This is a genomic window from Pseudofrankia coriaricola, assembly GCF_001854805.1.
Lineage (GTDB): Bacteria > Actinomycetota > Actinomycetes > Frankiales > Frankiaceae > Pseudofrankia.
Genome location: NZ_MBLO01000252.1, coordinates 12,147 through 31,650 on the forward strand (window position 1 = coordinate 12,147; position 19,504 = coordinate 31,650).

Consider the following 19,504-nt stretch of genomic DNA (forward strand, 5'->3'; position numbering starts at 1 on the left):
CAGCCGGCCAGGATCAACCGGCCGGGACCAGGCAATCGGGATTAGGCCAGGTCGAACCGGTCCAGGTTCATGACCTTGACCCAGGCGGCGACGAAGTCGTCCACGAACTTCTTCTTCGCGTCGTCGCTGCCGTAGACCTCCGCTAGCGCCCGCAGCTCGGAGTTCGAGCCGAAGACCAGGTCGACGCGGGTGCCGGTCCACCTGACCTCGCCGGTGGCGTCGTCGCGGCCCTCGAACGTGTTCGCGTCCTCGGACGTCGGCGTCCACGTGACGCCCAGGTCGAGCAGGTTGACGAAGAAGTCGTTCGTCAGCACCCCAGGGGCCGTGGTGAACGCGCCGAGCGGCGACTGCTGGTAGTTCGCGCCCAGGACGCGCAGGCCGCCGACGAGGACGGTCATCTCCGGGGCGGAGAGGGTCAGCAGGTTCGCCCGGTCGGCCAGCAGGAACTCGGCCGGCAGACGCCCGTTGCCCTTCCCGAGGTAGTTGCGGAAACCGTCCGCCTTCGGCTCGAGCGGGACGAACGACTCGACGTCGGTCTGCTCCCGCGAGGCGTCGGTGCGGCCCGGCGTGAAGGGGACCTCGACCTCGAAACCGGCGTTCTTCGCCGCCTGCTCGACGCCGACGCCACCGGCGAGCACGATCAGGTCGGCGAGCGAGACCTGCCGGCCACCGGCCACGTTGAAGGTCTCCTGGATCCCCGTCAGGGTGCGCAGGACGACGGCCAGCTGGTCGGGCTCGTTGACCTCCCACCCACTCTGCGGTTCGAGGCGGATCCGGGCGCCGTTCGCGCCGCCGCGCTTGTCGCCGCCGCGGAACGTCGAGGCCGACGCCCAGGCGGTGGAGACCAGCTGGGAGACCGTCAGGCCCGAGGCGAGGATCTGGCCCTTGAGGGCGGCCACGTCCGCGGCGTCGACGAGCTCGCCCGTCACCGGCGGGACCGGGTCCTGCCAGATCAGCACCTCGGCCGGGACCTCCGGGCCGAGGTAGCGCTGAATCGGCCCCATGTCGCGGTGGGTCAGCTTGTACCAGGCCCGGGCGAACGCGTCGGCGAACGCGTCCGGGTTGTCCTTGAAGCGCCGCGAGATCGGCTCGTAGACCGGGTCGAGGCGCAGCGCGAGGTCGGTCGTCAGCATCGTCGGCGCGTGCGTCTTCGACGGGTCGTGGGCGTCGGGGACCGTGCCGGCGCCGGCGTCATCCTTCGGCCGCCACTGGTTGGCGCCCGCGGGGCTCTGGAACAGCTCCCATTCGTAGCCGAACAGGATCTCGAAGAAGCTGTTGTCCCACGTCGTCGGCGTGTTCGTCCAGATGCCCTCGAGGCCGCTGGTGATCGCGTCACCGCCCTTGCCGGTGCCGTACGAGCTCTTCCAGCCGAGGCCCTGCAGCTCGACCGGGGCGCCCTCGGGCTCGGGGCCGACGCTTTCCGCCGGGCCGGCGCCGTGCGTCTTGCCGAAGGTGTGGCCGCCGGCGACGAGGGCGACCGTCTCCTCGTCGTTCATCGCCATCCGGCGGAACGTCTCGCGGATGTCGCGGGCCGCGGCGAGCGGGTCCGGGTTGCCGTTCGGGCCCTCCGGGTTGACGTAGATGAGGCCCATCTGGACCGCGCCCAGGGGTTCCTCGAGCTCCCGGTCGCCGCTGTAGCGCTCGTCGTCGAGCCAGACGGACTCGGGGCCCCAGTAGACGTCCTCCTCCGGCTCCCAGACGTCCGGACGGCCGCCGGCGAAGCCGAAGGTCTTGAAGCCCATCGACTCCAGGGCGACGTTGCCGGCGAGGACCATCAGGTCGGCCCAGGAGATCTTCTGGCCGTACTTCTTCTTGACCGGCCACAGCAGGCGGCGGGCCTTGTCGAGGTTGCCGTTGTCCGGCCAGCTGTTGAGCGGCGCGAACCGCTGCTGGCCGGTGCCGGCGCCCCCGCGGCCGTCGTCGATGCGGTAGGTGCCCGCGGCGTGCCACGCCATCCGGATCATGAACGGGCCGTAGTGGCCGAAGTCGGCCGGCCACCAGTCCTTCGACGTCGTCAGCACCTCGGCGATGTCGCTCTTCACGGCGGCGAGGTCGACGGACGTGAACGCCTCGGCGTAGTCGAACTCCTCACCGAGCGGGTTGGCCACCGCGGGGTTCTTGGCAAGGATCTTCAGGTTGAGCTGGTTCGGCCACCAGCCGCGGTTCCCACCGCCCTGGGTGGGGTGCTGGGCACGCGTGTGCACGACCGGGCAGCCTCCGCCGCTCTCCGTGTCGGTGGCGGGCGTGTCAGCGGCGGGCGCGACTGTCTCCTGGTTCTCGGACATGGGACTCCTCCCGAGCCTCGCTGGTCAGGGGTGTTCAGGCGCACGCCCGGCGGAACAGGCCGGGCACAGGCCCCAGTAGATGACCTCGGCCTCGTCGATCGAGTAGCCACGGTCGTCGGACGCGGTCAGGCATGGCGCATCGCCGACGGCACAGTCGACGTCGGCGATGACGCCACAGGAGCGGCACACGACGTGGTGGTGGTTGTCCCCGACCCGCGACTCGTAGCGGGCCACGGAGCCGGCCGGCTGGATGCGCCGGACCAGCCCCGCGGCCGTCAGCGCGTGCAGCGAGTCGTAGACGGCCTGGTGAGACACCTCGGGCAGCTCGCGGCGCACGGCGCCGATGATCGAGTCCGTCTCGGCGTGTGCGTGGGCGAACACCGCGCCCAGCACCGCCATCCGAGGACGGGTCACACGCAGACCGGCCCCTCGCAGCATCTGCTGGAAGTCCAAGGCGGCGGCCATGGCAGCCACACTCCCCCGTTTTCTTGAACCTGTCAAGAAAACACTGGAACCCGTTCCACAGTCTCAGTAAGCGCCTTCGCGACGGAGGACGGCGAAGACGGTGCGCCAGAGGATCACGAAGTCCATGGCCAGCGTCCAGTTCTCGACGTAGCGCAGGTCGAGGCGGACCGACTCGTCCCAGGCCAGGTCGGAGCGGCCGCTGATCTGCCACAGGCCCGTGAGGCCGGGCTTGACCATCAGCCGGCGGTGCACGTCGCCCTCGTACTCGGCGACCTCGCTCGGCAGCGGCGGGCGGGGGCCGACCAGCGACATGTCCCCCTTGAGGACGTTGAACAGCTGCGGCAGCTCGTCGAGCGACCACTTGCGCAGGAACTTCCCGACCCCGGTCACCCGAGGGTCGTCGCGCATCTTGAACAGCAGGCCCTGGCCCTCGTTGCTCGTCCGCAGCCCGACCAGGCGCGCCTCGGCGTCGACGTACATCGAGCGGAACTTGTACATCTTGAACGGCTGGCCGCCCCGGCCGACCCGGACCTGCTTGAAGATCGCCGGGCCGCGGCTGTTGAGCCGGACCGCGAGCGCGAGCCCGAGCAGCAGTGGGGAGAAGAACAGGACGACGGCCAGCGCCACCGCCCGGTCGAAGAGCATCTTCATGACCCGGCGCGAGCCGGTCAGCTCCGGCTCCTCGATGTGCAGCAGCGGCAGGCCCGCCACCGGCCGGATCGAGATCCTCGGGCCGACGACGTCGGTCAGCGCCGACGAGACGAGCACCTCGACGTCCGAGCCCTCCAGGTTCCACAGCATCCGCTGCAGGGTTTCGCCGTCCACCTGCGGGGAGATCGCGACCGTGGTGGCCCGGGTCGCCCTGATCGAGGTGTGCAGCGACTCGGACGTGCCGACGATCGGCACGCCGAGCAGGTCGAAGCCGCTGCGCTCGGGACGGTCGCTGCTGTGCCGGCCGGGCGAGCGGTCCAGCACGACGCCGACGACCGACCACCCGGCTGTCGGGTCGCGCTGCGCGAGCCGGACCAGCGACGCCGCCGACTCGCCGGCGCCGACGACGAGCACCCGGTGCATGCAGCGACCCTGCCGGCGCATCCGGTGCAGGAGGCCGCGCCCGCCGATCCGGCCGGCCACGGTCAGCACGATCGCGACCGGGAAGACGACCAGCACGTAGGCGCGGGCGATCTCCGCCTTGGTCGCGTAGGACACGGTCGCGACGGTCGCGACGACCCGGACCGCGGCGTTGACGACCCGTCGGAACTCCTCCGAGCCGCCGCCGAGGAACCGCGGCTCGTAGGCCCGGTTCAACGACATCGAGACGATCCAGACCAGCGGCAGCAGCACCGTCGCGAGCAGGTACCACCGTGGTGTCACGGCCGGCGTCTCGAAGTGCAGGAAGCCGCCGAACCGAATGACGTACGCCACGCCGGCCGCGACCACACAAGCCGCGGCGTCGAAGGCGATCAGCACCCGGACATAGCGGCGCTCCCAGTACAGCTGGGCCCGGTAGCCGCCCGGCGGCATGGTCTGGCCGCGTCGCGGGGCATGGCTGGGCGGCGCCGCCTGCCGGGGCGGACTGGCCTCCCGCCGGCCAGCGGGCGCTCTGACGCCTCCCTCGCTGGCTGGCGCGCCACCCGGTGGGCCGCCGGCCACTCGCCCGCCGGGCACCGGTCCGCCGACGGTCTGCCCACCGGCCCGGGGCACCCGGGCACGCGGAACCCCGCCCGGCGCGGCGGCCGGGCCATGGCCGCCCGGAAAGGTCGCCGTCACCGCGCGCCGCCCGCACGCCGACGCGCCGCACACCCCTGCAGCGTCAGCACGTTCTCCTCCGCGGTGGGCGACTCCACCGGCTCCCCCCACGCCTCACCGCGCGGACACACCCATGCTCGAGCGCTCCCCTTTGGCGCGCACCGCGGCGAGCCGCGTTCCCACGTCCCGCCGCGGCGACTGGGCCGGCGCGGGGGCGTAGGAGACCACCAGACCGTGGTCACGCGGGCAAACTTACCCGTCCCTGACGATTGCCCGACCAGCGCCCCCACGTGGCAGAACGCGCCATCCGACCGATGACCGTCATCAATGGACGAACGTGCCACGCGCGATGGCATGCCTTTATGACGAAATGCACCACTGGCCCGACGCGGCCGACCGAAGGCTCGCCACCATTCGCGGTCGGTGAGGCCATCGCCCTGCCGCCACCCAACGCTCACCTCGACAGTGAGTTACACAACGACGTCGAGGTGTTACTGTCCGCGAAACCCGGGGTGGCGACCCGGGGCGAGGCCCCCGGCCGCCATGACGGCCAGGGTGAGAGCGGTCGGCGTCCGTCGGACGGGTGGGGGCGCCCAGGCGGACGTCGACCCCACCTTGTTGATGGTTCGCTCCGTGCGGGCACGGCGCTCCGGCCCCTTACTCGCTTCGCTCCCAAGGGACCTCCGCGCCGTGTCCTCCTGCGCTCACGTGCGCTCCGGCGACCTCCGCTGCGGCCCGACCACTTCGCTTCGCTCGTGGCCGGGCCTCCGCGCAGGCACGCCTCCGCGCCAGCTCGGTTGCGGGCCGCTGTGACGTCACCAGTCCGAAGACGACCGCGTTCGCGGGGGCACTTCGCTTCGCTCGTGGCCGGGCCTCCGCGCAGGCACGCCTCCGCGCCAGCTCAGTCGCGAACCGCTCGGACGTTGCGAGAGACCACAGCCCTCTTGCGGGGGCACTTCGCTTCGCTCGTGGCCGGGCCTCCGCGCAGGCGTGGGTGCTTCGCGCTTGATCGTCACCAGTCCGAAGCGGCACCCACGCGGCGCCCCACTTCACTCCGCTCGTAGAGACGTCCCGCAAACGTGCCACGAGCGAAGCGAGTTGGCCCGCCCGAGGTGCGGCCTCGGCTTGGTGACGTACGACGGAACGCAACCGAGCTGGGCGCGGAGGCGCACCTCCGCGGAGGCCTGCCTACGAGCGAAGCGAAGTGACCCCGCGAACGCGCTCGTCTTCGGACTGGTGTCGCCACAGCGGAACGCAACCGCGCTGGGCGCGGAGGCGCACCTCCGCGGAGGCCTGCCTACGAGCGAAGCGAAGTAGGCGGGCCGCAGCGGAGGTCGCCGCAGCGCCCGTGAGCGGAGGAGGACAGCGCGCGGAGGTCTCGTGGGAGCGAAGCGAGTACGAGGCCGGAGCGCGCTGCCCGGACGGAGCGAACCAGAAACACAGTTAGGGCAGGGCGGCGACGATGTCCGAGACGGGCTTGCGGGCGCCGGTGTAGAAGGGCGTCTCCAGCCGGGTGTGCCGGCGGGCGGCGCTGGCGCGCAGGTGGCGGATACAGTCGACGATCCGGTGCAGCTGGTCCGCCTCGAAGGCGAGCAGCCACTCGTAGTCGCCGAGGCCGAAGGCGGAGACGGTGTTGGCACGCACGTCCTCGTACTCCCGGCCCATGATCCCGTGCTCGGCGAGCATTCCGCGCCGCTCGTAGTCGGGCAGCAGGTACCACTCCAGCGAGCGGTTGAACGGGTAGACGCAGATGTAGTCGCGCGGGTCCTCACGGCGGACGTAGGCCGGGATGTGGCTCCGGTTGAACTCGGCCGGCCGGTGCAGGCCGACCGCCGACCACACCGGGGCGAGGTGCGCGCCCAGCGTCGTCTGGCGGAACCGCTGGTAGGTCTCCTGCAGCAGGTCCGGGTCGGGGCACGTCCACCAGATCATGATGTCGGCGTCGGCGCGGTAGCCGGAGATCTCATAGATGCCCCGGGTGTAGACGTCCTTGGCGAGCGCGCCGTCGAGCAGCGTGTCCACCTCGGCGGCGACGGCGGGCCGGTCGGCCGGCAGCGGCCGCCGGGCGGCGAACACCGACCAGCTGGTGTAGAGCATCTCCGCGTTCAGGTCGCGGGCGGACTTCGCCGTCTCACCGTGCTGGGCGCCGGGCTCCTGCCGCGGCGACGTGGTCTCCAGCTGGGATGAGGTCTCCGGCTGCGACGTGGACGAAGGCTGGGTGGACGACATACGTCTATTCTTCCTCGCTCGCGGAACGGCTCACCGCGCCGACCGCATCTGTCTCGGACCGCAGCACCGCCACCGCCGCCGCCTCACCGGATCGGATGCAGGCGGGAATGCCCACCCCGTCATAGCCGGCGCCGGCGACCGCCAGCCCCGGTGGCAGCGCCCGGCGCACCATCACGACCCGCTCCAGGTGGCCCGGCAGGTACTGCGGCAGCGCCCCGCCCCACCGGCTGACCCGGCTCGCGACCGGGCGCGCGGGCAGGCCCGCGGCGTGCGCGATCTCCGCGGCCACCACACCGGCGAGTTCGACGTCGGAGCGGCGCAGGTCCTGGTCGGCGCCCGCCCGTCCGACGCTCGCGCGGACCACCCGCAGCGGACCGCCCCCGGACACGTGCGGCCACTTCGACGTCAGGTAGGTCGCGGCCTTGATCGTGGCACGTTCCCGGGCCGGCACCAGGAAGCCGCTGCCCGCCGGCAGGTCCACGTCGCGGTAGACGAGCGTGACCAGCCCGATCGAGGCGTACGGCACGCCGGCCAGCGGCGCGGCGGCCCGCGGCGCGACCGGGCCGAGCAGCTCGCGCGCCGCCCCGGCCGGGACCGCGAGAATCACCGCGTCGGCGTCCAGCGAGCCTCGTCCGCGCGGCCCGACCGCCACGGCATCCGGGCTGGCGTCGGCGGCCGGCCCGGACTCGTCGAAGTCGACCCGCCAGCCGCCCTCCACCTGGGTGAGCCGGCGCGCGAGCACCCCCGTGAGCACGGTCGCGCCGCTGGCCTCGGCGACCCGGGCCGCGAAGGCGCCAAGCCCGCCGCGCACCGAGGCGAACACCGGCGACGGCACCGTCGTGGCTGCCGGCGCCGTGCGGGCCCGCACCCGGTGGGCGCCGAGCAGCAGCGAGCGGTCCTCGGCCAGGATCGGCACGAGCTGCGGGACGGTGGCGCGCAGCGACAGCGCGTCGGCCCGGCCGGCGTAGACGCCGCCGAGCAGCGGGTCGACCAGCCGGTCGACGACCTGGCGGCCGACCCGGGCGCCGACATAGTCGCCGACAGTCGGGTCGTCCGGCATCTTCGCGCGCGGCAGCACGAGGTCGGCGGCGGCGCGCACCAGCCCCCAGGGGGACAGCACCCGGGAACGGATCAGCCCCAGCGCGTCGGTCGGCACCCCGAGCAGCGTGTTCGGTGGGATCGGCCGCAGCCGGCCGTTGATCCACAGCGACGCCGAGGTGGTCTCGGGGTGGACGATGTCGTGGCCGAGGCCGACCTGGCGGGCCAGTCGCAGCCCCTCCGGGACCCTGGCCAGGAACGACTCGGCGCCTTCCTCGACGTCGAGCCCCTCGAGCGGGGTGGTGCGCAGTTTGCCGCCCACCCGGTCGCCGGCCTCCAGCACGGTCACCTCGGCCCGGCCGGCCAGCGCGTGCGCCGCGGCGAGCCCCGCGATGCCCCCGCCGACGATCACTACTCGCACGCTGGAACGCTCCCTCCGCGACCTGGGACGAGCCCGCGGGGGCGCGGGGGCTCGTCGATGTCGCGCACCCCGCGGCCGGCGGCGCTCGCGGGGGCCGGGTTGCCGGCCGCCGCGAGCGGGGCCGACGGATTCCTAGCCGCCATGGACGAGGTCGACGATGTGGGCGAGCACACCCGGGTCGGTCTCGGGCAGCACGCCATGGCCGAGGTTGAAGATGTGCCCCTCGGCCTTGGACCCGCGCAGCAGCACGTCGCGCACCTTCTCAGCGAGCACGTCCGGCGGGGCGAACACCGCGGTCGGGTCCAGGTTGCCCTGCACGGCGCGGCCCGGACCGACCCGGCGGGCCGCCTCGTCGAGCCCGACCCGCCAGTCGACGCCGACGACGTCCGCGCCCGCCTCGCCCATCGCGGTGAGCAGCTCGCCGGTGTTGACGCCGAAGTGGATCCGCGGCACGCCCGAGCCCTCGAAGGCCGCCAGCACCTTGGCGCTGTGCGGGGCGACGTAACGGCGGTAGTCGGCCTCGTCGAGCGCGCCGGCCCACGAGTCGAACAGCTGCAGCGCGTCGATGCCCGCGTCGACCTGGACCCGCAGGAAGCCGATGGTGATCTCGGCGAGGCGGTCCAGCAGGGCGTGCCACAGCGAGGGGTCGCTGTACATCAGCTGCTTGGTCTTCGCGTGCGTCTTGCTCGGCCCGCCCTCGACGAGGTAGCTGGCCAGCGTGAACGGCGCGCCGGCGAAGCCGATCAGCGGGGTGTCACCGAGCTCGGCGAGCAGCAGCCGGATCGCGTCGTGGATGTAGGGGACGTCGTCGGGCGACAGCGGGCGCAGCGGCGCGAGACCGGCGGCGTCGCGGACCGGCTCGGCCACCACCGGCCCGGTCCCGGCCACGATGTCGACGCCCACGCCGATCGCGACCAGCGGTACGACGATGTCCGAGTAGAAGATCGCCGCGTCCGTCCCGAATCGGCGGACCGGCTGCAGCGTGATCTCGGTGATCAGCGCGGCGTCCTGGCAGGAGTCCAGCATCGGCACCCCGGCGCGCAGCGCCCGGTACTCGGGCAGCGCCCGGCCGGCCTGGCGCATGAACCAGACCGGTGTGACGTCGGTCGGTTCCCCCCTGGCGGCGCGCAGCAGGGGCGCGCTCTCGGCCAGCCCGGCCCGTCGGGGCCCGTCGGGCGCGGTCGAGGCGGACGGTGTTCCCACCGAGCCGCGCGCTCGCTGCTCCGTCGCGGCGTTCATCGCTCTCCCGCCATCGCTTCGCGACATCCGGGGACCCAACTTGCGCTCACGCCCATACTCCGATCGTGACACGCGCCGGCCGAGGGTGCCGAACCCGCGTAGCCAACGGCCCGCCGGCCCACCCGGGGGGCGGGCTCCAGCTCTTCTACGTCTGGTAGAAACTACTCCCCCCGGGAGCCCGGCCGCCGCACCCACAGCGGGGCGTTTCTGGCCTGGCCCGGCAGGCGCCGGCGGTGCTTCGATGCGCCCGACACAGCGCCAAGAATGCACATCGGGCGCCCAACAGCTGGAACCGGGACGCTCGCGACATGTGTGACGGGCCGTGCGCAGATGGTCTGGCCGCGACACGCCGGGGGGAATGCGTGGAGATCAGTCATGGTCGTGGCACCGTCTGAGCCGTCCGAAAGGGCTGGGAGTGCAGGCGATGTCCGAGCCGAGCCGGCGCCGCCTGCACGCTGCGGGGCAGCTTCGCCACGGGCCGCGATATAGCCCCGGGGGCGATCCCGGACCCCGATGTCGAGCTTCGCTCGACCGACGCGTCGGAGGCAGCCGTCACCACCACCGCCGGTCAGACGGCGCTGTGCACCGCGCCAAGCCTCGATGGCGGCGAGCCGCGCGGGCGGGCCTCCAGCGCTCACGACCATGCCGACCAGCAGAACCAGCCGGCCACAGGAGGTGCGGTCATGCTCCCTGGACGCGAGCTCGATCAGCCTGATCATCCCGCCCTGCGCGCGGACCCCGAGCGCCTCGCGCCGGGAGACCGGCGGGGAGCGGCCACCGCCGCCGATGGCCGCGAGCCGGCCGGCGAGTACCACCACTGCCCCGAGTGCGCCGACGAGCGGCGGTTCGAACGGCCGGAATGCCTCGACGGGCACGGCTCGGACTGTCCCGAGCTGGCCTGCGTGTATTGCGGTACCGCGATCCTGGTCGCGCCCCTGACCCAGCTCGGCGCGGAGCCGGACGACGAGGCGGAGCGGCCTCGGCCGCGGGTGGTCCGCCAAGCGGCACCCGGCCGCGAGCCGGACGCCTCGCCCTGCGGCAGGACGCGGCCACGTTCTCTGGCCAGCGCCGGACGCGCCCCGCGGTCACGAGCGTGAGCCTGTACAGCACGGCGCCGGAGCCACCTGCTCCCGGCGTCGTTCCTGCGGCCGTCGGCCCACATTGGGCAATCCCTCACCGGGCACACCCATCGGGGTCGAAGCAGCACGCTCCGGCGTCCGGGCAGCGGGATCTGCGCCCACGCCCTAACGTGGCCGCCATGGGCGCCCAGTTGTCCCCCGACGCCGGGGCCGCGCGAGCGGCGGCGACTGCGGTGGCCATACCAGCCCTCGCTGGACCGGGCCTTTTCGTCGCCGCGGCGACAGCCTTGCGGGAGGCGCTCGGCACGCTACGCCCCGAACTGGCCGTGCGGGAGACGACGCCGCCGAGCCGGGTCGCCCCGTACGCGCTCGCGCTCGCGGCCAGCCTCGCCGGTGACGACGAGGACCTCGCCGCCGGCCGGCTCGTCCTCCTGTTCGACCCGGCGGGGCACAACGCCTGGGAGGGCACCGCCCGGCTGGTCTGCTACGCCCGCGCCGCCGTCGAGCCCGAGGTCGCGGCCGACCCGATGCTGCCCGAGGTCGCGTGGTCCTGGCTGGTCGAGGCGATGGCCGCCCACGGCGCCGGCGCGCGCGCTCTCGGCGGCACCGTCACCACGACGACGTCGCGCCGCTTCGGGGTGCTCGCGCCCGACGGCGACAGCTTCGACGTCGAGGTGCGCTGCTCCTGGTCGCCCAACTGGGCGGAGACAGCCGGCCCGGTCCGTCCCGGCGGGGAAGGCGGGACGCCCTGGTCGGCCGAGGAGACCGCCGCCCACCTGCACGCGTTCGCCGACCTCCTCGCCGCGATGGCCGGTCTGCCGCCGCGCATCGCCGGCGTCGTCCAGCTCCCGGGACGCCGCTTCTAGCGAGCGAGGCGCTGGACGCGCTCGCCTCGTGTCGGGCGCTTAGCCTGACCTCCCAGATCGCTAACCTCCCAGATCACGACCTCCCAGATCGGCTTCGCCGATCCGGCAGGGACCCCGTCCGCCGATCCGGCAGGGACCCTGTCGCCGATCCGGCAGGGACCCTGCTCTTCGCCTGGTTCCGGGCCGGCGCAGATGACCGCGGTCCGGGCCGGAGTCGGGTCGGTGAGGTGGTTACGTTGGCGCAGCGCTAGAGGCGCCGTCACCGGTGGGCGCCGGGCTGCGTGAACAGCTCACCAGTACGACCTCCGCCACCGCTCTGTTCCACGCCCCAGGCCATGGCGAGCCTGGAAGGCCCCGATAAGGTCGGGAGCAGGTCGGCCGCCGCCATACGCATCAACCACGAACCACACGGGGAAGGCGCTCAGCGCCCGATGGCGGGCGCTGAGCGCACTCCGTGGGCGAGCCGCGTACATATGGCGGTACGCCGGTCACTGATGCCGGTAGCCTCGTTACGAAGCGTATAAACGGTACGTTTGATCCGCCGACCGGCCTGCCAACGGCGGCATTCACACGTACCATCGCCGATCGTGACGTCGACGGTTCCGAACTCAACACGGCAGCTCAGCGGGGGTGGCAGACCAGACGTGATCGACGCGGCAGAACCGGTGTCGCCCGCCGTCACCCCGCTGCTGGAACCGGTCGAGGGCGTGCCCCCCGTCACCTGCGACGCGAGGGCTCTCTCGGAGGTCGCCGAGCGGCTCGCGGCGGGTGAGGGCCCGGTGGCCTTCGACGCCGAGCGCGCCTCCGGCTATCGCTACAGCCAGCGCGCCTACCTGGTCCAGATCCGCCGGCGCGGCTCCGGCACGGCGCTCATCGACCCGGTCACGCTGCCCGACCTGAGCGTGATTCAGGAGAAGGTCGGCGAGTGCGAGTGGGTGCTGCACGCGGCGAGCCAGGACCTGCCGTGCCTGGCCGAGCTGGGGCTGCGCCCGACGCGGCTGTTCGACACCGAGCTCGCCGGCCGGCTGCTGGGCTATGAGCGGGTCGGCCTCGGGATGATGGTCGAGCGGGTGCTCGGGTTCGGCCTGGAGAAGGGACACTCCGCGGCCGACTGGTCAACCCGGCCGCTGCCCGAGCCATGGCTGCGCTACGCGGCGCTCGACGTCGAGCTGCTCGTCGAGCTGCGCGACGAGCTCACGGCCGAGCTCACCGAGACAGGCAAGCTGGACTTCGCCCTGCAGGAGTTCGCGGCGATCGTCGCCGCCCCGCCGCGCGAGCCGAGGGCCGAGCCCTGGCGGCGCACCAGCGGCATCCACCGCGCCCGCAGCCGCCGGCAGCTGGCTGCGGTCCGCGCGATGTGGACCGCCCGGGACAAGATCGCGCGCGCCCGCGACATCGCGCCCGGCCGGGTACTGCCGGACAGCGCGATCATCGACGCGGTGCTGTCGGCGCCGGCGGACGCCACCGAGCTGGTCAAGCTGCCGGTGTTCTCCGGGCCGCGGCTGCGGCGCAGCGCCAGCGTGTGGATGACGGCGCTGACCCAGGCCGCGGCGCTGCCAGACGCGGATCTCCCGCCCGCGACCGCGTCCACCGGCGGCGACGGGCTGCCACCGCCCAACCGGTGGGCCGAACGCGACCCGATCGCCGCCGCCCGGCTCGTCCGCGTCCGCGCCAGCCTGAACAAGGTCGCCGGCGAGCAGAACATGCCGGTGGAGAACCTGATCGAGCCGGCGTTGACCAGGCGGGTCGCCTGGTCGCCGCCCGGGGAGCTCTCCGCCGCGACCGTGGCTGGCACGCTGCGCGCCGGCGGTGCCCGCGCCTGGCAGGTGGACCTGACCGCCGCCGCGATCGCTGACGCCCTCGCCGAGCCCCCCGTGGCCGAGCCCGGCCCGCCACGCCGGGCCGGCCGGTCCGCCGCCCCCGCGTCCGCGAGTCCCCTCGGCGGCGGCGCCGAGGCCGTCTCCTAGGCGCCGAGGCCGTCTCCCTGGAGGCGCCGTTCCCGACGCGGGCGGCCGGGCGGGTTGGCCTGGGATGTCCGCCGAACGCGAACCCGGGCACGATCCGTGGCCGCCGGTGGTTGCTCGCGGCATGAGTGATGACGTACCGCCAGCCCAGCGTGACGGATCTGTCGTCGGCGGCGAGCCGGCCGAGCAGGAGCCGCTCGACGCGTACTCGGCGGCGGTCGTCCACGTGGCGCAGACGGTGCTGCCGAGCGTCGCCAGCCTGCGGGTACGCGGCCGGCGCGGCCAGGGCGCCGGCAGCGCGAGCGTCCTGACCGCCGACGGCTTCCTGCTCACCAGCGCGCACGTCGTCGAGGGGGCGGAGACCGCCGAGGCGACCTTCACCGACGGCGCCGACGTCGTCGCCGACGTGATCGGGCGCGACCCGCTGTCGGACCTCGCGGTGCTGCGGGCGCGCGGCGACGTGCCGCCTCCGGTGACGCTCGGCGACGCCGGCCTGCTGCGGGTCGGCCAGCTGGTGGTCGCGCTCGGCAACCCGCTGGGCCTTGCCGGCAGCGTCACCGCCGGGATCGTCTCCGCGCTCGGCCGCTCACTGCCGACCCAGTCCGGCCGGGTCGTCGACGAGGTCATCCAGACCGACGCGGCGCTCAACCCGGGCAACAGCGGCGGCGTGCTCGCCGACAGCCGGGGGCGCATGGTCGGCGTCAACACGGCCGTCGCGGGCATCGGCCTCGGCCTCGCCGTCCCGATCAACGACACCACCCGCGGCCTGATCGCCACCCTGATGCGCCACGGCCGGGTCCGCCGTGCCTGGCTCGGCATCGCCGGCGCCGAGGCCCCGCTGCCGCCGGCGCTGGCCGCCAAGGTGAGCCGGCGAGCCGGCCTGCGCGTCGCCCAGGTCGTCGACGGCAGCCCGGCCGAGCGCGCGGGCCTGCGCCGCGGCGACGTCGTCCTGTCCGTCGACGGCCAGGAGATCACCACCAGCACCGCCATCCAGAAGCTCATGGTCGAGAACGCGATCGGCCGCCGCCTTGAGATCACCGTCTGGCGAAACGGCGCCCTCGTCGACGTCGTGGCCGTCCCCCGCGAGCTGACCGACGCCGGGTGAGGCCGTCCCGCGGCAGACGCTCCGCGCCTGCCGCCGGGCGCGGCCTGTCGGACGCTGAGCGTCCTCCCCGCGTGGTGCCGGGCATAGGCGTATGGCCGTGGCTCAGGTGGTGCCAGGTTGAGGACGTGGCCGGGTTGGCACTGCGCCGATGCGCCGTCGCCAATTGTGGCTGGGTCCGCGCGAGCGGCTAGGCGGGCAGGCATCGCGACCGTGCTCGCGGCCGGTGGCGTCGATCACCGGCGGGGTGGGCGAGGCCGGGCGGACCGGGCGGGGTGGGCATGGACGACACCTGGCGGGCGTTACCTACTCATCGGTAACTCTGTCGTAGGCTGGCTGGGTGCCACCGGGTGACGCCGGCGGCACGGCCCAGCCGAGCCGTTCCTCGCCGGGGAGGACCCACGTGTTCAAGGCATCCCGCGGTGCAGTCCGCGACGTCGTGTTCGTCGACGGGGTACGGACCCCGTTCGGCAAGGCCAGGGGGGTCTACGCCGAGACCCGCGCGGACGACCTGGTCGTCCGGGTCATCCGGGACCTGATGCGGCGCAACCCGTCGCTGCCACCGGAGCGGGTCGACGACGTGGCGATCGCCGCGACGACCCAGATCGGCGACCAGGGGCTCACGATCGGCCGGGTCGCCGGGATCCTGTCCGGGCTGCCCGAGTCGGTGCCTGGCTACGCGATCGACCGGATGTGCGCGGGCGCCGTCACGGCGGTCACCACCACGGCGTCCGCGATCGGCATCGGCGCCTACGACGTGGCGATCGCCGGCGGCGTCGAGCACATGGGCCGCCACCCGATGGGCGAGGGCGTCGACCCGAACCCGCGCTTCGTCTCCGAGAAGCTGGTCGACCCGTCCGCGCTGGTCATGGGCATGACCGCCGAGAACGTGCACGACCGCTACCCGGACATCACCAAGGCGCGCGCCGACGCCTACGCCGCCGCGTCGCAGGAGAAGGTCGCGAAGGCCTACGCGGACGGAAAGATCCAGCCGGACCTGGTCCCGGTCGCCGCGCGGCACGCCGAGACCGGCTGGGAGTACGTGACGGTCGACGAGCCGCCGCGGCCGGGCACGACCGTCGAGACCCTGGCGCATCTGAAGACCCCGTTCCGCCCGCACGGCAAGGTGACGGCCGGCAACTCGGCCGGCATCAACGACGGCGCGACGGGCTGCATCCTGGCCGCGAGCGAGGTCGCCGACGAGCTGGGCCTGTCCAAGAAGATGTCTCTCGTCGGGTTCGGGTTCGTCGGAGTAGCGCCCGAGGTGATGGGTGTCGGCCCGATCCCGTCGACCGAGAAGGCGCTCGCCCGCACCGGTCTGACGATCGACGACATCGGCCTGTTCGAGCTGAACGAGGCGTTCGCCGTGCAGGTGCTCGCGTTCCTCGACCACTTCGGCCTCGCGGACGACGACCCACGGGTCAACCCCTACGGCGGGGCGATCGCGCTCGGCCACCCGCTGGCGAGCTCCGGTGTGCGGCTGATGACGCAGCTCGCCAGCGAGTTCGAGGAGCACCCCGAGGTCCGCTACGGCCTGACCGCGATGTGCGTCGGCTTCGGCATGGGCGCGACCACGATCTGGGAGAACCCCCACCATGCTGGCTGATCTGTCCCCGGGCGCGTGAGGCTCCGCCATCATCGCGCCCTTCGGCAACCTCTGCCTGATGCTGGGACGGCACCACCAGGCGCGGAGGCGTGCCTCCGCGGAGGCCCGGCCACGAGCAAAGCGAAGTGGTTGGGCCGCAGCGGAGGTCGCCGTAGCGCACGTTCGCGGAGGAGGACGCGGCGCGGAGGTCCCTTGGGAGCGAAGCGAGTAAGGGGCCGTAGCGCCGCGTCCGGACGGAGCGAACCAGCGACTCAGCCCGCACGGAGCGAACCAGGAGATACCGCATGAGCAGCACTGACGTCGCGCTGGACTTCCCGGACGAGGTCGTCACGCACGCCTACGTCCGTTATGCCCAGCTTCCCGGGGTCGACGGCCCGGTCGCCCTGATCACGCTGGACAACGGGCACGACCACACCCGGCCGAACACGTTCGGCCCCGCCGGGCTGCGCGAGCTGCTGGCCGCGGTGGACGAGATCGAGGCGCACACGCCGCCGGTGGCCGCGGTCGCCGTCACCGGCAAGCCGTTCATCTTCTGCGTCGGCGCGGACCTGTCGTTCCGGTCGTCCTTCACCGACCCGGACGCGATCCGGCCGGCCATCGAGAAGCTCGGCGAGCTGGGGCACATGGCGCTGCGCCGCGTGGGCGAGGGCCGGCTCGCAGGCCGGAAGGTGCCGACGTTCGCGCTGGTCAACGGCGCGGCGATGGGTGGTGGCCTGGAGCTGGCGCTGCACTGTGACTACCGGGCGTTCTCCGCCGGCATCCCGGTGCTCGCGCTGCCGGAGGTGTTCCTCGGCCTGGTGCCTGGCTGGGGCGGCACCCAGCTGCTGCCGAACCTGGTCGGCGCCGACAAGGCGGTCACCCTCGCGATCGAGAACCCGCTCAACACCAACCGCACCCTCAAGGGCCCGCAGGCGGCGAAGCTCGGCCTGGCCGACGTCCTGCTGGAGCCGGCGGACTTCCTCGAGGAGGCGCTCGCCTGGGTCGGCCAGGTGCTGCGCGGCCTTGGCCAAAGCCCGCGCCGGACCTACCAGATCGCCGACCTCCCAGATCGGCTTCGCCGATCCGGCAGGGACCCTGTCGCCGATCCGGCAGGAACCCCGGATGGCGAAGCCTCGCGCGGGCGGCGGCTGTCCGACGACATTGTCGACCCGGTCGCCGCCCGCCCGGCCGTCGAGCGCGGCCAGGCCTGGACGGACGCGCTCGCCCGCGGCCGGGCCCTCGCCGACGCGAAGCTGCACGGCGCCGCGCCCGCCGCCTACCGCGCGCTCGAACTGCTGGCCCTCGCCGAGACGGCCGACCGCGACGCCGGCTACGCCGCCGAGACGACGGCGCTCGCCGACCTGTCGGTCTCCGAGGAGCTCGCCGCGAGCCTCTACGCCTTCGACCTGACCCAGAAGCGCGCCCGCAAGCCGGTCGGCGGGCCGGACCCGAAGGTCGCCCGGCCGGTGTCGAAGGTCGGCGTCGTGGGCGCCGGGCTGATGGCCAGCCAGCTCGCGCTGCTGTTCGCCCAACGCCTCGAGGTGCCGGTCGTGCTCACCGACCTCGACCAGGCCCGCCTGGACAAGGGTGTCGGCTACGTCCACCGCGAGGTCGACAACCTGCTGCTGCGCGGCCGGGTCTCCCACGACAAGGCCAACCGGCTCAAGGCCCTGGTCACCGGTTCGCTGACCAAGGAGGCGTTCGCCGACGCCGACCTCGTCATCGAGGCCGTCTTCGAGGACCTGAAGGTCAAGCAGGCGGTGCTCGGCGAGCTCGAGGCGGTCGTACGCCCCGACGCACTGCTGCTGACCAACACCTCGGCGCTGTCCGTGACCGACATGGCCGCGGGCCTCGCGCACCCCGAGCGGGTCGCCGGCCTGCACTTCTTCAACCCGGTCGCCGTGCTGCCGCTCGTCGAGGTCGTGCGGGCGGCCAGGACAGACGACGCGGCCGTCGCCACGACGCTGGCGGTGGCCAAGAAGCTCGGCAAGAACGCCGTCCTCGTCAAGGACGCGCCGGCGTTCGTCGTCAACCGGCTGCTCACCCGCTTCCTCGGCGAGGTGCTCGGCGCGATCGAGGAGGGCACGCCGGTCGCCGAGGCGGACGCGGCACTCGACCCGCTGGGCCTGCCGATGTCGCCGCTGACGCTGCTCGCGCTGGTCGGCCCACCGGTGGCCCTGCACGTCGCGGAGACGCTGCACGACGCGTTCCCCGACCGGTTCCGCTCCCCCACCGGCCTGGGCCGGGTGGTCGCCGCGGGCAAGACGAGCGTCTACACGACCGGCCCGGACGGCGCCCAGATCGTCGACGCGGAGGCCGCGGCGCTCGCCCGCGGCCCGGTCGCCGGCGACGGCGCGTCCGCGGGCTCGGCGCTCGCCCCGAGCGGCGAAGAGGTCCGCGCCTCGGCGCTGTCGGCCCTGGCCCAGGAGATCCGTCTGCTCCTCGATGAGGGCGTGGTCGCCGAGGCCGCCGACATCGACCTCTGCATGATCCTCGGCGCCGGCTGGCCCTTCCACCTCGGCGGCATCACCCCGTACCTGGACCGCATCGGCGTCAGCGAGAAGATCGCCGGCGCCCGCTTCACCCCACCCGGCGTCGCCACCGTCCGCTGACGGCACGTCCCCGTCCGGCCGCCGCGGGCCCCCCAGCCAGGCTGGGGGCCCCGCGGCGGTCTCGCCGCGCCGCAGTAAAACCCGTGCCGCGCTGGCTGGCCGACGAGACCGAGCGGGCGCGAGCACTGTCCTGATCCGGATCTGTTCGGCCGAGCCCACGGTCGTCAGGATGAGACGTCCCCTGAGGGCACACGCCGCTCGTGGCGGGCACGGGGTCCGGTGGACCGGCGGGTGCGGGTCCCGGTGTCGACCTGACGGCGGTGTGATGCTTCGGGCGCACGCTCACGGTCGTCGGCGATGCTCTGCGCGATCATGTTGAGGGTCCGCGCCCGGGTCTTGTCGTCGAGTCCGGTCAGGAGACTGTCCAGCACGCCCATCGCCCACTCCGTTTGGTTCGTTCGGTTTCCCCCCGATTCCCACGGAGCCGCGACTAACACGAGGCTCGCCATGATTCACATGATTCATCCATCAGTCGAGAGATCATCGGGTGCCCGGGATAGATCGGGGTGATCCGGGTACCTCGCCGCCATGACCGCTACGCAGCACGCCATCGGAGTCCCCGCGCCCCAGCTCAGCGACGATGACCTGCGCCACGAGCTCGACCGGCTGCACGCCACCCGCCACGACACGGTGGTCGGCGGCAGCGAGGACGCGCTCGCGACCCACACCCGGCGGATGCTCGAACTGGAGGCCGAGTACCTCACCCGGTTCCCGGTCGAGTCGGCTCCCGACCCCGCCCGGACGCGCGCGGGCGCGCGCCGGCTCGCGGCCGGCCGCTGACGCGGCGAACGTCCGCGCGGCGCGCACGCCGCCAACCCCACCGGCGCGAAGCCGACGACAACGACCGAAGCACCACGCGCGACCACGAAG

Annotated in this window: 14 protein-coding genes; 7 read left to right on the plus strand and 7 right to left on the minus strand. The window is 73.4% G+C overall.

Translation table 11 applies throughout. The annotated features are described in order from the left end of the window. Positions 1 to 41: 41 nt before the first annotated feature. The 6 genes from katG to hemE all read right to left on the minus strand — a co-directional run bounded on the left by katG (position 42) and on the right by hemE (position 9,426). On the minus strand, positions 42 to 2,285 hold the full coding sequence (gene katG, locus BCD48_RS36100) for a catalase/peroxidase HPI (protein WP_071052892.1): 2,244 nt from the start codon (positions 2,283 to 2,285) through the stop codon (positions 42 to 44). A gap of 24 nt (positions 2,286 to 2,309) precedes the next feature. Continuing rightward, positions 2,310 to 2,750 carry a Fur family transcriptional regulator gene (locus tag BCD48_RS36105; RefSeq protein ID WP_071052893.1) on the minus strand — a complete coding sequence of 147 codons (441 nt, stop codon included), beginning with the start codon at positions 2,748 to 2,750 and terminating at the stop codon, positions 2,310 to 2,312. 63 nt (positions 2,751 to 2,813) lie between these two features. Beyond that, positions 2,814 to 4,274, minus strand: coding sequence for a sugar transferase (locus tag BCD48_RS36110; RefSeq protein ID WP_071052894.1), 1,461 nt, complete (start codon positions 4,272 to 4,274; stop codon positions 2,814 to 2,816). A 1,668-nt stretch (positions 4,275 to 5,942) separates the two neighbouring features. After that, positions 5,943 to 6,596, minus strand: a complete 654-nt coding sequence (gene hemQ, locus BCD48_RS36115; protein WP_241842270.1) for a hydrogen peroxide-dependent heme synthase — start codon at positions 6,594 to 6,596, stop codon at positions 5,943 to 5,945. Positions 6,597 to 6,732: 136 nt separating this feature from the next. After that, complete coding sequence (gene hemG / locus BCD48_RS36120) at positions 6,733 to 8,187, minus strand: protoporphyrinogen oxidase (RefSeq protein ID WP_071052895.1); 1,455 nt, start codon at positions 8,185 to 8,187, stop codon at positions 6,733 to 6,735. 132 nt (positions 8,188 to 8,319) lie between these two features. Continuing rightward, on the minus strand, positions 8,320 to 9,426 hold the full coding sequence (hemE, locus tag BCD48_RS36125; RefSeq protein ID WP_071052896.1) for a uroporphyrinogen decarboxylase: 1,107 nt from the start codon (positions 9,424 to 9,426) through the stop codon (positions 8,320 to 8,322). Between the two features lie 683 nt (positions 9,427 to 10,109). On the opposite strand from hemE, the gene BCD48_RS50065 reads away from it, so the two are divergent. From BCD48_RS50065 to BCD48_RS36155, 6 genes are all read left to right on the plus strand, one after another. Further along, entirely contained in the window at positions 10,110 to 10,523 is a 414-nt protein-coding gene (locus BCD48_RS50065; protein ID WP_071052897.1) for a hypothetical protein, read from the plus strand. A 161-nt stretch (positions 10,524 to 10,684) separates the two neighbouring features. Beyond that, the gene (locus tag BCD48_RS36135; protein ID WP_083419729.1) at positions 10,685 to 11,371 is read left to right on the plus strand and encodes a DUF3000 domain-containing protein; all 687 of its coding nucleotides are present in this window, start codon (positions 10,685 to 10,687) and stop codon (positions 11,369 to 11,371) included. Between the two features lie 644 nt (positions 11,372 to 12,015). Continuing rightward, on the plus strand, positions 12,016 to 13,338 hold the full coding sequence (locus BCD48_RS36140) for an HRDC domain-containing protein (protein WP_083419730.1): 1,323 nt from the start codon (positions 12,016 to 12,018) through the stop codon (positions 13,336 to 13,338). A gap of 121 nt (positions 13,339 to 13,459) precedes the next feature. Further along, a complete protein-coding gene (locus BCD48_RS36145; RefSeq protein WP_071052899.1) occupies positions 13,460 to 14,440 on the plus strand; it encodes a S1C family serine protease in 981 nt (326 codons plus the stop codon). 400 nt (positions 14,441 to 14,840) lie between these two features. Continuing rightward, positions 14,841 to 16,043 carry a thiolase family protein gene (locus tag BCD48_RS36150; RefSeq protein WP_071052900.1) on the plus strand — a complete coding sequence of 401 codons (1,203 nt, stop codon included), beginning with the start codon at positions 14,841 to 14,843 and terminating at the stop codon, positions 16,041 to 16,043. A gap of 284 nt (positions 16,044 to 16,327) precedes the next feature. After that, positions 16,328 to 18,634 carry a 3-hydroxyacyl-CoA dehydrogenase NAD-binding domain-containing protein gene (locus tag BCD48_RS36155; protein ID WP_071052901.1) on the plus strand — a complete coding sequence of 769 codons (2,307 nt, stop codon included), beginning with the start codon at positions 16,328 to 16,330 and terminating at the stop codon, positions 18,632 to 18,634. Positions 18,635 to 18,798: 164 nt separating this feature from the next. On the opposite strand, the gene BCD48_RS36160 is transcribed toward BCD48_RS36155, so the two are convergent. Further along, a complete protein-coding gene (locus BCD48_RS36160) occupies positions 18,799 to 19,011 on the minus strand; it encodes a hypothetical protein (protein WP_071052902.1) in 213 nt (70 codons plus the stop codon). A 151-nt stretch (positions 19,012 to 19,162) separates the two neighbouring features. On the opposite strand from BCD48_RS36160, the gene BCD48_RS36165 reads away from it, so the two are divergent. Continuing rightward, complete coding sequence (locus BCD48_RS36165; protein WP_071052903.1) at positions 19,163 to 19,414, plus strand: DUF6158 family protein; 252 nt, start codon at positions 19,163 to 19,165, stop codon at positions 19,412 to 19,414. Positions 19,415 to 19,504 lie beyond the last annotated feature (90 nt).

Bases quoted from the DNA above. Each gene is read 5' to 3' on its own strand.
- katG (WP_071052892.1), bottom strand. From the start codon at position 2,285: ATGTCCGAGAACCAGGAGACAGTCGCGCCCGCCGCTGACACGCCCGCC.
- BCD48_RS36105 (WP_071052893.1), bottom strand. From the start codon at position 2,750: ATGGCCGCCGCCTTGGACTTCCAGCAGATGCTGCGAGGGGCCGGTCTG.
- BCD48_RS36110 (WP_071052894.1), bottom strand. From the start codon at position 4,274: ATGCCGCCGGGCGGCTACCGGGCCCAGCTGTACTGGGAGCGCCGCTAT.
- hemQ (WP_241842270.1), bottom strand. From the start codon at position 6,596: ATGCTCTACACCAGCTGGTCGGTGTTCGCCGCCCGGCGGCCGCTGCCG.
- hemE (WP_071052896.1), bottom strand. From the start codon at position 9,426: ATGAACGCCGCGACGGAGCAGCGAGCGCGCGGCTCGGTGGGAACACCG.
- BCD48_RS50065 (WP_071052897.1), top strand. From the start codon at position 10,110: ATGCTCCCTGGACGCGAGCTCGATCAGCCTGATCATCCCGCCCTGCGC.
- BCD48_RS36135 (WP_083419729.1), top strand. From the start codon at position 10,685: ATGGGCGCCCAGTTGTCCCCCGACGCCGGGGCCGCGCGAGCGGCGGCG.
- BCD48_RS36145 (WP_071052899.1), top strand. From the start codon at position 13,460: ATGAGTGATGACGTACCGCCAGCCCAGCGTGACGGATCTGTCGTCGGC.
- BCD48_RS36155 (WP_071052901.1), top strand. From the start codon at position 16,328: ATGAGCAGCACTGACGTCGCGCTGGACTTCCCGGACGAGGTCGTCACG.
- BCD48_RS36160 (WP_071052902.1), bottom strand. From the start codon at position 19,011: ATGGGCGTGCTGGACAGTCTCCTGACCGGACTCGACGACAAGACCCGG.
- BCD48_RS36165 (WP_071052903.1), top strand. From the start codon at position 19,163: ATGACCGCTACGCAGCACGCCATCGGAGTCCCCGCGCCCCAGCTCAGC.